The sequence below is a fragment of the Streptomyces corallincola genome (assembly GCF_019104725.1).
In the GTDB taxonomy this organism is placed as follows: Bacteria; Actinomycetota; Actinomycetes; order Streptomycetales; family Streptomycetaceae; genus Streptomyces; species Streptomyces corallincola.
The window spans coordinates 145,993-159,621 of the sequence record NZ_JAHRXF010000005.1 but is presented as its reverse complement, the minus strand read 5'-3'; the positions used below and the strand labels follow the sequence as shown (position 1 = coordinate 159,621).

Sequence of the window (13,629 nt, the reverse complement as noted above, 5' to 3'; positions counted from 1 at the left end):
GGGTGGGTCCACAGCGGGGGGTGATCGAACGGGCACGTCCCGGAACCGGACTCGTGTCGCCGTGATCACAGGAAACACACAAAGGCGGGCCGCCCCGGTCCGTACGACCGGGACGGCCCGCCGCCGTCCGGACTCAGGCGCCTTCGCGGACGCGGTAACTCAGCGCCGGGAAGGGGAGGTCACCGCCGTTGAAGGTGCCGCTCAGGTAGTAGAAGTCGCCGGTGGCACCCGGAAAGCCCTTCTGGCAGCCGGGGTTGAAGTAGATCTCGACGTTGTGCGTGGTGAGCGCGGTGTACGAGAGCTGCGGCGCGGGCAGTTCACGGCAGACGCCGGTGTCGTTCTCGTCGATGAGCGTCTCCGTGCCGGTGCGGTCGGTACCGGTGTAGAAGCGCATGCCGGGACCGGGCATCTCCTGGGCGCTCACGGGGGCGGCCGACCCGAGGGCCAGCAGGGCCGCACCGGCCACCGCGACGGACAGTACGGCACGCCGGGAACGGGACGGGGTCATACGAATCACCTCATGAGGAGTGGGGGGGCAGAGACGTTCGAGCCTCCAAGATCCTTGATGGTTCAACTGGTCGGAAAGATGAATTCCGGACTTTGACAACGATGCCAACAGGACGGTCAGCCGCATGCCGAGGAGGCACGCTGCGCTGATACCCGCACGGCATGACAGCAGCTCCAGAAGGTCTTGGACAGGGAAGCGCCGCGCGCGGATGCTGGACGGAGTGCGGCGGACACCGGGCGTCCGCCACCTCCCGCTCGCGCCCTTCCCGCTCCCGCACGCACCGCGAAAGGACTTGTCACATGGCACGCGTACTAGTCACCGGCTCCGCCGACGGCCTGGGGCTCATGTCCGCCCGGCTCCTCGTCGATCAGGGCCACTCGGTCGTCCTGCACGCCCGGAGCGAGCAGCGCGCCGAGGAGGCTCTGGGCGCGCTGCCCAAGGCGGAGGCCGCGATCAGCGGTGACCTCTCCACCCTGGCCGGGACGCACGAGGTGGCCCGGCAGGCGAACGCGTCCGGCCGGTTCGACGCGGTGATCCACAACGCCGGTGTCGGCTACCTCAAGCCCCGCCGCGTCGCCACCGAGGACGGCCTGGAGCAGCACTTCGCGGTCAACGTCCTCGCGCCCTACGTCCTGACCGCGCTGGTCACCCGCCCGGACCGGCTGATCTACGTCAGCTCCGGACTGCACCGGGGCGGCTCGGCGGACCTCACCGACTGGCAGTGGCAGAACCGGCCGTGGAGCGGCATCCAGGCGTACAGCGACAGCAAGCTGATGGTCACCGCCCTCGCCCGGCACGTCGCGGGACTCTGGCCCGACGTGCTGAGCAACGGTCTGGAGCCGGGCTGGGTGGCCACGAAGATGGGCGGTCCCGAGGCCACCGACGAACTCGAACTGGCCCCGGTGACCCAGGCGTGGCTGGCCGTCTCCGACGACCCCGACGCCCGCGTCAGCGGCAACTACTTCTACCACCAGGAGACCTGCCCGGTGCACTCCGCCGTCCTCGACCCGGAGTACGGCGCGGCGGTCGCGGAGCTGTGCCGGGCGGCCAGCGGGATCGAGTTGCCGGTGGTCTGAGCGGCCGGAACGTGCGCACGGGAAGGGCGGGACCGGAACTCCGGTCCCGCCCTTCCCGTGCGTGCGTACGCCTCCAGTGGGGGTGCCCCTCCAGTGGGGGTGCCCCTCCAGTGGGGGTGCCCCTCCAGTGGGGGTACGTCCGCTAGCTGATCCGCAGGCTGGCGATCAGGCCGTCGCGGACGACGAAGGTCATGGGGCCGGTGCCGTTGTGCCCGTTGCCGGAGACGGTGAGGGTGGCGACGTAGGTGTCGTCGGCGGTGCGCTCGGCGTCCTTGAGGACGAAGTGGGCCTGGACGCCGATGTTGTCGGTGGAGTCCCAGCGGCGCACACCGTCGCGGCCGTGGAACTCCCGCCCCCAGTCGTTGAGATACGCGTCCGGGGTGAACGCGCCCACGAACGCGTCCGAGTCGCCCGCGTTGGTCGCGTCGATGAACGCGTGGATGGCAGCGGGGACCTCGATGTCCGTCATGGTGGCGCCTCCTTGGTTGCCGTTTCCCCTGTCAACTCTCAACGAGGGCGGGGGCGCGTGCCATTCCGGACGGGGTGACGGTGATGCGCGTGCCTGGTGCTGGAGGGGGTGCGGGAGGGTCGGGGGGGCGGTGCGGGCGGGGGTCGGGGGGGCGGTGCGGGCGGGGGCGGGGGCCGCGATGCGCTGTGCGCCGCGAGTGCCGAACCCACGCTCATAAACCATCCGGTTGTTTTCTCGGGCGGGACACGGTAGATTCCAACCAACCGGATGGATGGACCCGGCGCCAAGCCAACGGGTCCGTCCCTCGCGGGGCGTCTTCGCTTCACACAGCTAACTCTCGATTTTCAGCTTCCAGCCTGGAGGAAACGGTCATGAGCACGTGGTTGGTCACAGGGGCGTCGTCGGGCATCGGCCGTGAGGTCACGGAGCAGCTCCTGAAGCGCGGTGACAAGGTCGCCGCCGTGGCACGCCGCACCGAGCGCCTGGACGACCTCGCCAAGGAGTACGGCGAGCAGCTCTGGACCGCCTCGGCCGACGTGACGGACACCGAGGCCCTGCGTGCCGTGGTGGACCGGGTCTTCGCCGAGCTGGGCCGGGTGGACGTGGTCTTCTCCAACGCCGGTTCGGGCGCCGTCGGTGCCGCCGAGGAGATGGAGGACGCCGCCGTCGAGCAGCAGATCGCGCTGAACATGGTGGCGCCGATCCAGCTGGCCCGCGCGGTCTTCCCCCACCTGCGTGCCCAGGGCGGCGGCCGGTTCATCCAGACCTCCACGATGGGCGGCCAGATCAGCACGCCGGGCGCCAGCATGTACCACGCGTCCAAGTGGGGCGTGGAGGGCTTCATGGAGTCCGTCGCCGGTGAGGTCGCGCCGTTCGGCATCGGCATCACGATGATCCAGCCGGGCGCCGTGCGCACCGACTTCGGCGCCATGATGTCCGTCGCCCCGGCCATCGACGCCTACGCGCAGACCCCGGTCGGCGGTATCCGCCAGTACCTGGAGGCCACGGACGGCAAGCTGACCGCCAACGCGCCCGGCGACCCGGCGAAGGTGGCCGCCGTGATCATCGACTCGGCCGCGATGAACCCGGCGCCGCTGCGGCTCGCCCTCGGCAGCGACGCGTACTCCGCCATGAAGAGCGCGATCCAGGGGCGGCTCAACGTGCTGGAGGAGACGAAGCAGATCGCGTTCTCCACGGACTTCGACCAGTAGATCCGGACGGCGGCGGTCCACCGCCCGCCTCCGACCCCGAGCTCCCGGCCGCCGGGTGTCCGCACCTCCCGTCGGCCATCGACTCCCCACACCACAAGCAGAGTTAAGGACCCATCATGAGCCTCACCGACTACCGCACCCTCGGCCGCAGCGGCCTGCGCGTCAGCCCCATCGCGCTGGGCACGATGACGTTCGGTGACCCGTCCTGGGGTGCCGACGAGCAGACCTCGCTGGACATCATCGACCGCTACGTCGGCCAGGGCGGCAACTTCCTGGACACCGCCAACCGTTACATGGACGGCCGCTCCGAGCAGGTCATCGGTTCGTACCTGCGCAAGAACCCGGAGCAGCGCGACCGCCTGGTCATCGCCACCAAGTTCGCGCTGACGATGGACGGGACCGACCCGAACAACGGCGGCACCAGCCGCAAGGCGATCCGCAAGCACGTGGACGAGTCGCTGGAGCGCCTCGGCACGGACTACATCGACCTGTACTGGCAGCACAACTGGGACCGCCACACCCCGCTCGAAGAGACCCTGTCCACGCTGGACGACCTGGTCCGCGCGGGCAAGATCCGCTACGTCGGCCTGTCCGACACCCCGGCGTGGGCGGTGGCCCGCATGGCGACGCTGGCCGAGTGGCGCGGCTGGGCCCGGCCGATCGCGCTCCAGCTCGAGTACTCGCTCCTTGAGCGCACGTCCGAGGGTGAACTCTTCGGCGCGGCCCGCGAGTTGGACCTCGGCATCCTGCCGTGGTCTCCGCTGGCGAGCGGTGTGCTGACCGGCAAGTACACCCGTGACAACCAGAGCCCCGAGGGCACCGGTCGCGGCATGTTCGTCGGCCAGCACCTGAACGAGCGCACCTTCGACCTGCTCGACGTGCTGGCCCGCATCGCCGGTGAGCTGGACACCACGGTCGCGGCGGTCTCGCTGGCCTGGGCGCGGCAGCAGTCGCAGGTCACCTCCACGGTGATCGGTGCCCGTACGGTCGCACAGCTCGACGCGAACCTCGCCTCCCTGGACGTCACCCTCACCCCGGCCCACCTGGCCGAACTGGACGGCCTCACCGCCCCCGCCCTGAACTTCCCCCTCCCCTTCCTCAAGGCGCTGGGCGTTCCGGCGCAGCAGGGCGAGACGGTCATCAACGGCATGAAGGCCGGCGACTGATCCCACCCCGCCACTCCGCCCCCGCCCCGCACGCCCCCAACCGGCGTGCGAGGCGGGGGCTTTGGCGTACACGAGGTCACACGTCCCGATGGGCCCGGAGGACGTGGTGGGCCTGGTGGGCCAACCGGGGAAGCACACGGGTGACTCCGTCGTATGCGACCGGGTAGGGCGTCTCGACCGGCAGAAGCCGCCGGGCCTCCGCCAACTCCCCTTCCCTGACGTGGGCGTGGACGGTGCGGGCCAGCGGGGTGACGTCGGTGATGCCGACGATCCACTCGTCGGCGTACCGCGCGGCGGCCTCCCCGGAGAGCCCGAGCTGAAGCGACCGGTGCTCCAACGGCCGCGCGTGCAGGTCCCGTTCGGGGTCCCACTGCACCCTGGCCGGAGCCCTCCTCAACTCCCGCTTCCACACCCCCGGAAACCGCCCCTCCCGCGCGGCCGGGACCCCGATGTGCGGGGCGTACGCCGGGGCCATCGGATTACGCCGCCGCCCCGCGAGGCCGCGTGCGGCGCGGGGCGGCAGTAGCCGTGACCGTGCAGGAGTGTGCTCGACCATCCGTCAGGGCAACGGGCCACGTCCCCAGCGGAGTTCGCCGTCGTGCCAGTGTTCCGTCGGGGTGAGGCCCGCCGCGCGGGCGACTGCCTGGGAGGCGTGGTGGGAGGGGTGGATGTGGGCGGTCAGGGTGCGGTGCGCCTCGTCCGACGCGAGGGCTGTTGCCAGGGCTTTCGCCGCTTCCGAGGCGAGACCGCGGCCCTGCCAGGGGGTGCCGATGATCCAGGCGAGTTCGGCGGTGCAGGGGAGCACGGTGGCCTGGACGGTGCCCACCAGGCGGCCCTCGGTGCGCAGGTGGAGGACCCAGTTCAGCCAGCGCTCGCCCGGGCGGGGTGAGCCTGCCGTCAACCGCTCGTAACGGGCGCGGAGTTGGGCCACGTCGTACGGCGTGCCGCCGATGAACTCGTGGAGGCGGGGGTCGGAGAGGACCCCGGTCATCTCCTCGGCGTGGTCCACGCGCAGGGGGAGGAAGTCGAGCCGCCGGGTGGGGTGGATCGGCGGTGTCCGTCCCTCGTCGTGCTCGCTCATCGAGCTTCCGGCCCCCGTGTCGTACAGCCCCGTTCCCGGCCCCGTCTCCGTCACGCGATCACCGTACGGGAACCTCCCGTACCGCCTCGGGGGCGCGCTCCTCCGGGGCGCCGGCGGAGCGCCACGGGAGCAGCAGCGGGGACGCCAGCAGGAGGACTCCCGCCGCCGCGAGCGCCGTGCGCGGGGTGGTCACGGTGGCGAGGACGCCCCAGGCGGCGGTCAGGAGGGCAATGCCGGTGCTGGTGCTGATGGTCCAGGCGGTGAGGGTGCGGGCGAGCAGGGGGATGGGGGTGTGCTGGAGGCGGTGGGTGGTGAGGAGGGGGTTGAAGAGGGCGCAGGAGGTGATCAGGCCGAACTCGACCAGCATCACCAGAACCAGGCCGGGCGTGCCGGGGCCGACGAACGCCAGGCCGAGCGGCCAGCACGCGCGCAGGGCGCCCGTGACCAGCAGCACCCGGCGCGCGCCGTGGCGGGCGGCCAGCGGGCGGGCCAGGCGGGAGCCGACCAGACCGCCGACACAGGGCGCCGCGAACGCCAGGCCGTACTGCCAGGGCGCGAAGCCCAGGCGGCCCAGGAGGAGGACGGCGAGCAGCGGTTCCGCCGCCATGATCAGGCCGTTCACCATGATCGCGTTGAAGAAGAGGGGGCGGAGGGTGGGGTCGCCCAGGATGTGCCGCCACCCCGCCAGCAACTCCGCCCCCCGCAGACCACCGGCCTCACCGGAACCAACAGAAACATCAGCACCACCAGCACCACCAGCACCACCAGCACCACCAGCACCACCAGCACCACCAGCACCACCAGCACCACCAGCACCAACGGTCCTGTCCGGCCCAGCCGTCCCCTTCCTCATTCGCGGCGCCCGCTCCCACCCCCCGATCGCCCGAACCCCCAGCGCCGACAGCAGATAGCTCACCGCGTCCGCCAGTACCGTCACCACCGGCCCGAGCAACCCGATGATCGCCCCGCCCAGCGGGGGCCCGATCATCGTCGCGGACCAACTCGTGGACTCGAAGCGGCTGTTGGCGACGAGCAGGTCCTCGGCCGGGACCAGGGACTTCAGGTACGCCCCGCTCGCCGCGCGGAACGCGATGTCGGCCGCGGCGGCGACGACGGAGACGATCAAAAGCTGGGCGAAACTCAGCGCCCCGTACGCGTAGGCCACCGGGACGCTCAGCATCGCCGCGGAGCGGATCAGGTCGGCGGTGATCATCACCGGGCGTTTGCGGCGGAACTCCATCCACGGGCCGAGCGGTACCGCCAGGACCGCGCCGACGGCACGGCCCACGGCAGCCAGCGCGGCGACACCGGCCGGGCCGCAGTGCAGGACGAGGACCGCGAGCAGCGGAAACGCGCCGAAGGCGAGCCCGGTGCCGTACGCGCTCACCGCGTACGACGCCCACAGCCACCCGAACCGGCGCCCCAGCGCCCTCCTGCCCGCCATACTCCTGAAGCTCCTGTTCCGCCGCGCTCGGCAACCGCCCCGGCATCAAACAGCTCCGGGCGCCGTTCCGGCAAACAACCCGATGGAACAGGACGTACAACCAATGGTTGTGCGGATACGATGCCGTACGTGGATCTGGACGGCGTGCGCACCTTCGTGGCCGTGGCGGACTGCGGACGGTTCCAGGACGCCGCCGCGGAGCTGTCCGTCACGCAGCAGGCCGTGTCCAAGCGGGTGGCCGCGCTGGAGCGGGCGCTCGGGGTGCGGCTGCTGACGCGGACCCCGCGCGGGGCGCGGCTCAGCATCGACGGCGAGGCGTTCCTGCCGTACGCGCGCGAGCTGCTGCGTGCCGAGCAGCGGGCGCTGGCCGCCGTACGGCCGGGAGCGCGGGCGCTGCGGGTGGACGTGGTCGGGCGCCGGTACGGCCCGGCGGCCGTGCTGCGCGGTTTCCACACCCGGCACCCGGACGCCGAACTGGACGTCGTGACCCTCGCGGACGCCGGTACGGCGGTCGAGGCGCTGCGGGCCGGGACGGTGGACGCCGCCTTCCGGGCCGTCCCGGCGCCCGGAAGCCGTATGCCGGACGGGACCGCGCCCGGGAACCGGCCGCCGGACGGAAGCGCGCTCCGCCACCGGCCGCCGGACGGCATCGCCGCCGTCCCCGCCTTCGACGAGCCGATCCAACTGCTCACCGGCCCCCGCCATCCCCTGGCCGGTGCCCGCGCCGTCACCCCGGCCGACCTCGCCGGGCACCGGCTGTGGATGCCGGGACTCGTGGCGGGTACGGAGTCCGCCGCGTACTACGACGCGTTCGCGGCGGCGTTCGGGCTGGTCATCGAGGTCAGCGGGCCGGACTTCGGTGCCGCGCCCCTGCTGGACACGCTCGCGGAGTCCGGTGCGCTCGCCACCCTGGTCGGCGCCATGACCCACCTCGTCTGGCCGCCGGAGCACGGCCTGCGCCGTGTCCCGCTGCGCGCGCCCACCCCGGTCTACCGGCACTCCCTGCTGCACCGGGCGGAGGACCGGCATCCGGTGCTGGCCGCGCTGCGCCGGTACCTGGCGGACACCCACGTCCCCGAGGCGGACGTGTGGACACCCGCGTGGACCTCCGGGACGGGGGACGCGCGGGAACCGGCCTGACCCGGAGCCCGTGCCCACCGTTCCCCCCTACTCCCCCTACTCCCCCCGCTCCCCCGCGGGCGCTATCTGCTCGACGCGGCGGGAGGAACGCCGACCAGGGTCAGATGGGGGCGGGTGCCCTGGCGCGGAACCATGTGCCGGGGCCGGGTCAGCGGGAGGGAGGCCGGTGCGACATCGTTTTCCTCGTCGGCGAGTTCCGTGCCGTAGACGCGCAGCAGGGCGTGCTGGGTGAAGCGGCCGGGCGAGGTCTCCTCGGCCAGGTGATGGTGGCTGAGTTCTGCCAGCAGGGGGCGGACGCGGGCGGCCGGGAGACCGGTGAGGGCGGTGATGTCGGCCGGGGTGCAGTACGGACCGTCGTGCCGGGCCAGGACGCGGAAGACGGCGGCGGCCCCCGGGGACAGCGCGTTGTAGGACCAGGAGAGCGCACTGCGTACGTCGGCCAGCGGCACCTCCGCCGTGAAGGCGTCCAAGGTCCGCGCCTCGTCGCGGAGTTCGGCGGCGATGGCGGTGAGCGGGAAGGACGGGTTCATGGCGGCGCGCGCGGTGACGACGGCCAGGGCCAGCGGCAGCCGGGCGCAGCGGGTGGCGATCTCGGCGGCGGCGTCGGGTTCGTGGTCCACCCGGTGGGAGCCGAGGCGGCGGCGCAGCACCTCGCGGGCCTCCTCCTCGTCCAGGACGCCCAGGGTGACGCAGCGGGCGCCCACCGAGGCGATCAGGCCGGTCAGCCTGCTGCGGCTGGTGACCAGGACCAGGCTGCGGGACGTACCCGGCAGCAGCGGCAGGACGTGCTCGCTGTCGCGGGCGTTGTCCAGCAGGATCAGGAAGCGCCGGTCGGCGACCAGGCTGCGGTAGAGCAGGATCTGCGCGTCCAGGGCGGCCGGTACGGCGTCGCGCGGCACGCCGAGAGCGTCGAGGAAGGAACCCACCGCCTCCGCGACGCCGAGCGGCTCGTCGCCCGGATGGAAGCCCCGCAGGTCGATGTGGAGCTGGCCGTCGGGGAAGCGGTCGGCCACCCGGTGCGCCCAGTGCACGGCCAGCGCGGTCTTGCCGACACCGGCCGTGCCGGTGATCGTGCCGACCACGGTGGACGGAATCGGCGCCGCCGGGTCCTGCGGCGGCAACAGCGCGTCCATCAGCGCGAGTTCCCGCGCACGCCCGGTGAAGGCGGTCGAGGACATGGGCAACTGGGCGGGCCGGGTACAGGCGGCGGGCTGCTCGGGGGCGTCCGCGGGGCCCGGGGTCAGGGGCGCGGGGGCACCGGCACGGGGGCGGGGTACGGGGATGCCGGTGGGCGCGGCGGGGGCCGGAGCGAGCGCCAGCCCGTGGGCGGCCCGCAGTTCGGGTCCCGGTTCCACGCCCAGGCTGCCGTCGAGGCTGCGGCGTACCGTCTCGTAGACGTCCTGCGCCTCCGCGCGCAGGCCGCGGGCGACGAGCAGGGCCATCAGCTTGGCCTGGAGGGCCTCGTCCAGCGTGTGCCGTGCCGCCGCGCTGCCGACGGCGGGAAGCGCCTGGGCGACGGCCTCGGGTCCGGCCCGGAGGGCGTGTTCGGCGAGATCCTTGACGGCGGCGGGATATTCGTTGTCCACGGCGGTGAAGATCGGGTGCGAGCGCGCCTCGGCCGGGATTCCCGCGGCCACCGGCCCGCGCCACAGCGCGAGGGCGCGGAGCAGTTCGGTGGTCGCCTCGTCCGCCCGGCCCGCCGCGGCGGCGGTCGCCGCCCGCTGCCTGAGATTCCGGAAGCGCAGCAGGTCGAGGGTGTCGGCCTCGGCGTGCAGCCGGTAGCCGCCCGAGCCGCGCACCAGCCAGCGGGAGGCGCCGCCCGTGGGCAGGGCGGGCTCCAACAGCCGCCGCAGGGCGCCGACATGGCGCTGGATGACGTTGACGGCGGTGTCCGGCGGGTCCTCGCCCCACAGGACGTCCACGATCTCGGAGGTCGTCACCGGGTTGCCCGCGTGCGCGAGCAGCAGGGCGAGCAAACTTCTCTGCTTGGGCGGCCCGAGTTCGAGCTCGGTCTCGCCGCGCCAGGCCCGCACGGGCCCGAGAAGAGTGAAAAGGATGTCCACTCGCGCTCCCTGGTTTCGTCGGATGGTTCGGGGACAGGCGGTCGGTGTGGTCGTCCCACCCGTCGCCGGTGTGGCTCCGGTGGCGCCTGTGCTGCTTGCTTCTCCAGTGGTGTCCGATGCGCCCGACAGCGGTTTTGTTGGCGCTCCCGGACTTTCTTTCTTCGGTGACGGGCTCTCGCTGTGGGTACGTCACGGGCGACGGATCGGGTCACGGACCGTCGTTCCCCGTGAGCGAACCGCTTCCGGGGCGCCCGGCCGGGCCGCCCCCCGCGCACGATCCGGCGGCGGTTCCGCCGGGCGTCTACGCCGCCCCCGGTGTCACGGCCATGCGGACGAGCAACCGGTCGATCCCCGTGCGCGCCCGTTCGATCTGCGCCCGGTCCTGGAACATGACGTACGCGTCATTGCCCAGGTGCAGCAGGCTGTTCAGCTCGAACGCCACTTGCTCGGGTTCCTCCGTCGCCCGGATGCGCCCCTGGTCCTGCGCCGCCGAGACGAACGCGGCCAGGGTCTCGGACCAGACCCGGTGCTGGTCCCTGATCCGGTCGCGGACCTCGCCGGGTCTGGTGTCCTGTTCCGCACCGGCGGAGGCGAAGAAGCAGCCGCCGGGAAACGTCTCCTGGGCGTAGCCGAGGAACCGGTCGCACAGGACGCGCAGCCCCGTCAGCGGATCGGCCGCTCCCCGGGCCGGGGAGAGGACGGCCTCCTCCATCAGTTCGGCCGCCGCCCGCACCACCGCGAGCTGGAGCTGCTCCTTGGAGCCGAAGTGCGCGTAGAGCCCGCTCTTGCTCATCCCGACGTGTGCGGCGAGGTCACCGAGGGACAGGCCCTCCAGCCCCCGCGTGGTGGCGAGGCGGGCGGCGGCCTCGACGATGGCCCGGTAGCTGCGTTCACCGTCGGTGCGCCGGTTCCGTCCGCCCTCGGCGTCGCGTGCGGGGGGACGCGACCGCCTGGGCAGTGAGCCTGTCATGCGCTGAAGGCTAGAACGACCGATCGTGCTTCCACAAGTGAAGTTACCACCTCCGGTTTGCGCTTTTTTGGTGAAGTACCAGGTCAGAGCCTTGAGTAAAGCGCCACCGGCCCAAAATGAACTTGAACCATCAAAGGCTGACGCCTCGTTTCCCTTCGTACGAGACACCCCGCACCGGTTGGCATCCGCGTCTGCGCCGACGGCCGCGACGACCCGAGAACCGAAGACGCGACGGAGGTGTCCCACCCATGAACGTGCTCATCCCCGACTGCCCGTCCTTCACCACCACCTTCCGGGGCGTGGAGGAGTCGCTGCTCCAGCAGTTGTGCGCCTTCTACCTGCCGGACCTCCCGCCGGAGCAGGCGGGCGCGATCCAGAACGGCTACGACTGCTGGTCGGACACCGAGAATCTGCTGCCGCCCTGCGCACGCCGTCCGCGTGCGGTCGGCAGCGTCCTGACCCGTCGCCGCGGATACGCGCCGCGCAGCCGCACCGGCGCGGAACTGGCCGGGGTGTACTCCGTGCACCTGCCCGACGAGCAGTTCACCGATCTGGTCCGCTGCAACACCGTGCTCCAGACGGCGGCGGCGTCCGGGGAGGGTCCGCTGGCGCGGGCGCTGGCGGAACTGGGGGCGCCGGGCCGGGAGGCGCTGGCGGGGCTGGACCGGACGCTCGCCGTGCTCCGGCTGCGCCCGCCGCGCACGCTGTCCGACGCCCTGGCGGGGGACGACGGCGCCGGATCGGGTGCCCGCGCGCAGGACGCGGGGGACGGACCGCCGGTGCCGGTCGTCCTGGACGCGGGCCAGGAGACGGCCTACCTCGCCTATCTGGATCAGGTGTCCGCCCTGCTCGACGGCCGGTCCAGGTCCACCCGGCGCAGCAGCGCCAGGAAGCACAGCGCGGTGAGCGCGCTCGCCCCGGCCGCCAGGGCGTGCCCGGCGCGGTAGGCGAGGGCGGGACCGCGCGGGCCGGGCGAGGGCAGCGCGGGCATCGCCTCCAGCAGGACGGCACCGGTGAGGAGTCCGACCACGGCGACCAGGGCGAGGGGGACGACGACGAACACGAACCGGAGCGGGAAGCGGCGCGCGGGGCCGGGCCGTACCAGGCCCGCGCGGGCGAGCGCCGCCGTGAGCGCGCAGGCGACGGCGAGGACGAGGAGATCCGCGCCGAAGGTGTCGCTGGGCCGGTGCCAGCCCGCCGCGACCGTGTAGGCGCCGACGAACGCGGCCCACGGGAAGCAGAGCCCCGCCGCCAGGCCCCGCATCCGGTACGGCACCACCAGCACCAGGCCGAACATCACGCTCATGGCGATGGAGGTGTGCCCGCTGGGGAAGCTGTTGCCGAGCAGGTGGCGGGGCGCTTCGGTGAGGTCGGGGCGGGGCAGCACGAAGCGCTTGAGCACCTCGGCCAGGAGGAGGGAGACGGCCACGCAGCCCACGGCGACGGCGGTCAGGGCGTACCGGCGGCGGAGCAGTCCGACGGCGGCGAGCAGCAGGACGGCGAGGCCGAGCGAGGTGGCGGTGATGTGGTCCAGGGTGCGGCTCGCCTCGTGGGCGGCGGCGAGCGTCTCGTCCTGGTGCCGCCCGACGAGGACGGCGTCCTCCCAGAGCTGGCCGGGCACGGTGAGCACGAGGACGGCATAGACGAGGGCCATCAGCAGGACGGCGACGACGGCCGTGACGGTCATCCGGATGCGCACCCGCCGCGCGAAGGCGGCGAGAACGGCGGGGTCCGTGGGACCAGTGGGATCAGCGGGGTGGGCTGAGCCGGTGCGGCCGGTGCGGGGCGGGTCGTCCCAACTCCCCTGCCCGCGAGCCCTCTTCCCCCACCCGGTCCATTTCTCGTCCGGCTCACCCGTACCGCCGGGTTCGCCCGCACCCGTACCGCCCCGACCCGGCCCGTCCGCCCGCACCCTGTCCACCGTCCGCCCTTCCGGTCCGTGTCACGGCGCCGGAGAGGGGCGCCGGGTCTCATCGTCACCGCCCGGCGCCCGACGCGCAGCCGCTCGCGCGGACCCTCGTCCGTACCGACAGCCGGGATCGGTTCCCGGAAAAGACTTCCCGGTCCTGTGAGGTCCACCACTCTTTGCTCTCGGGAACACCGGTCGCGCGGTCCCGACGGTCACGGTGAGCTATGCCCGTGTAAGGGCCACCCATCAGGCGTGGGAGCATGGAGCGGTCTGACAGGAGGTGGGGACGCACCCGTCCCCACCTTGTGATTCACGACTCAACTCCTTCCATACCCAGCGGTTTCGTGGCGTATGGTGACGAACACGCCCGTAGCACTTCGACGACCTTCAGCGATGCTCGACGCTGGGGGTCTCTTTCGTGTGCGGGTCGGACCTCGGGCCGACCCGCGAGCAATGACCTAGGGCCGGGCCTCACGGTGCGCAGTGTGACCGTGAGGTGTGGATCCCGGTGGCCGCCGTCCGCGCTCCGTAACCGGAGCGAACTCCCTGGGCGTGGGGAGACGCGCGGCCGCCGGTGCCGGTCGCCCCCACA

Annotated in this window: 13 protein-coding genes; 5 read left to right on the top strand and 8 right to left on the bottom strand. The window is 72.7% G+C overall.

The features are described from left to right. Positions 1-133: 133 nt before the first annotated feature. Positions 134-508 (bottom strand): hypothetical protein, encoded by a 375-nt coding sequence (locus KUM39_RS06150; RefSeq protein WP_217784363.1) that lies wholly within the window; start codon positions 506-508, stop codon positions 134-136. 299 nt (positions 509-807) lie between these two features. On the opposite strand from KUM39_RS06150, the gene KUM39_RS06145 reads away from it, so the two are divergent. Further along, positions 808-1,584, top strand: coding sequence for an SDR family NAD(P)-dependent oxidoreductase (locus KUM39_RS06145; RefSeq protein WP_217784362.1), 777 nt, complete (start codon positions 808-810; stop codon positions 1,582-1,584). Between the two features lie 142 nt (positions 1,585-1,726). On the opposite strand, the gene KUM39_RS06140 is transcribed toward KUM39_RS06145, so the two are convergent. Then, a complete protein-coding gene (locus tag KUM39_RS06140) occupies positions 1,727-2,053 on the bottom strand; it encodes a nuclear transport factor 2 family protein (RefSeq protein ID WP_217784361.1) in 327 nt (108 codons plus the stop codon). Positions 2,054-2,424: 371 nt separating this feature from the next. Here KUM39_RS06140 and KUM39_RS06135 point away from each other — a divergent pair, with 371 nt between their 5' ends. Further along, positions 2,425-3,264 (top strand): SDR family oxidoreductase, encoded by an 840-nt coding sequence (locus KUM39_RS06135; RefSeq protein WP_217784360.1) that lies wholly within the window; start codon positions 2,425-2,427, stop codon positions 3,262-3,264. A 116-nt stretch (positions 3,265-3,380) separates the two neighbouring features. After that, positions 3,381-4,430, top strand: coding sequence for an aldo/keto reductase (locus tag KUM39_RS06130; RefSeq protein WP_217784359.1), 1,050 nt, complete (start codon positions 3,381-3,383; stop codon positions 4,428-4,430). 76 nt (positions 4,431-4,506) lie between these two features. Here KUM39_RS06130 and KUM39_RS06125 read toward each other — a convergent pair whose 3' ends face one another. The 3 genes from KUM39_RS06125 to KUM39_RS06115 all read right to left on the bottom strand — a co-directional run bounded on the left by KUM39_RS06125 (position 4,507) and on the right by KUM39_RS06115 (position 6,955). After that, on the bottom strand, positions 4,507-4,905 hold the full coding sequence (locus KUM39_RS06125; protein WP_246619666.1) for a DUF4291 family protein: 399 nt from the start codon (positions 4,903-4,905) through the stop codon (positions 4,507-4,509). Positions 4,906-4,989: 84 nt separating this feature from the next. Further along, positions 4,990-5,511, bottom strand: a complete 522-nt coding sequence (locus tag KUM39_RS06120) for a GNAT family N-acetyltransferase (RefSeq protein ID WP_217784433.1) — start codon at positions 5,509-5,511, stop codon at positions 4,990-4,992. A gap of 58 nt (positions 5,512-5,569) precedes the next feature. Then, positions 5,570-6,955 (bottom strand): MFS transporter, encoded by a 1,386-nt coding sequence (locus KUM39_RS06115; protein WP_217784357.1) that lies wholly within the window; start codon positions 6,953-6,955, stop codon positions 5,570-5,572. Between the two features lie 129 nt (positions 6,956-7,084). Between KUM39_RS06115 and KUM39_RS06110 the strand changes: the two genes are divergently transcribed. Then, on the top strand, positions 7,085-8,095 hold the full coding sequence (locus KUM39_RS06110) for a LysR family transcriptional regulator (protein ID WP_217784356.1): 1,011 nt from the start codon (positions 7,085-7,087) through the stop codon (positions 8,093-8,095). A gap of 62 nt (positions 8,096-8,157) precedes the next feature. On the opposite strand, the gene KUM39_RS28520 is transcribed toward KUM39_RS06110, so the two are convergent. Both KUM39_RS28520 and KUM39_RS06100 read right to left on the bottom strand, forming a co-directional pair. Continuing rightward, a complete protein-coding gene (locus KUM39_RS28520; protein WP_217784355.1) occupies positions 8,158-10,158 on the bottom strand; it encodes an AfsR/SARP family transcriptional regulator in 2,001 nt (666 codons plus the stop codon). Between the two features lie 301 nt (positions 10,159-10,459). Then, a complete protein-coding gene (locus KUM39_RS06100; RefSeq protein WP_217784354.1) occupies positions 10,460-11,128 on the bottom strand; it encodes a TetR/AcrR family transcriptional regulator in 669 nt (222 codons plus the stop codon). 248 nt (positions 11,129-11,376) lie between these two features. On the opposite strand from KUM39_RS06100, the gene KUM39_RS06095 reads away from it, so the two are divergent. Beyond that, positions 11,377-12,075 carry a hypothetical protein gene (locus tag KUM39_RS06095; protein ID WP_217784353.1) on the top strand — a complete coding sequence of 233 codons (699 nt, stop codon included), beginning with the start codon at positions 11,377-11,379 and terminating at the stop codon, positions 12,073-12,075. Here KUM39_RS06095 and KUM39_RS06090 read toward each other — a convergent pair. Then, on the bottom strand, positions 11,961-12,815 hold the full coding sequence (locus KUM39_RS06090) for a phosphatase PAP2 family protein (protein ID WP_217784352.1): 855 nt from the start codon (positions 12,813-12,815) through the stop codon (positions 11,961-11,963). The genes KUM39_RS06095 and KUM39_RS06090 overlap by 115 nt on opposite strands. Between the last annotated feature and the right edge of the window lie 814 nt (positions 12,816-13,629).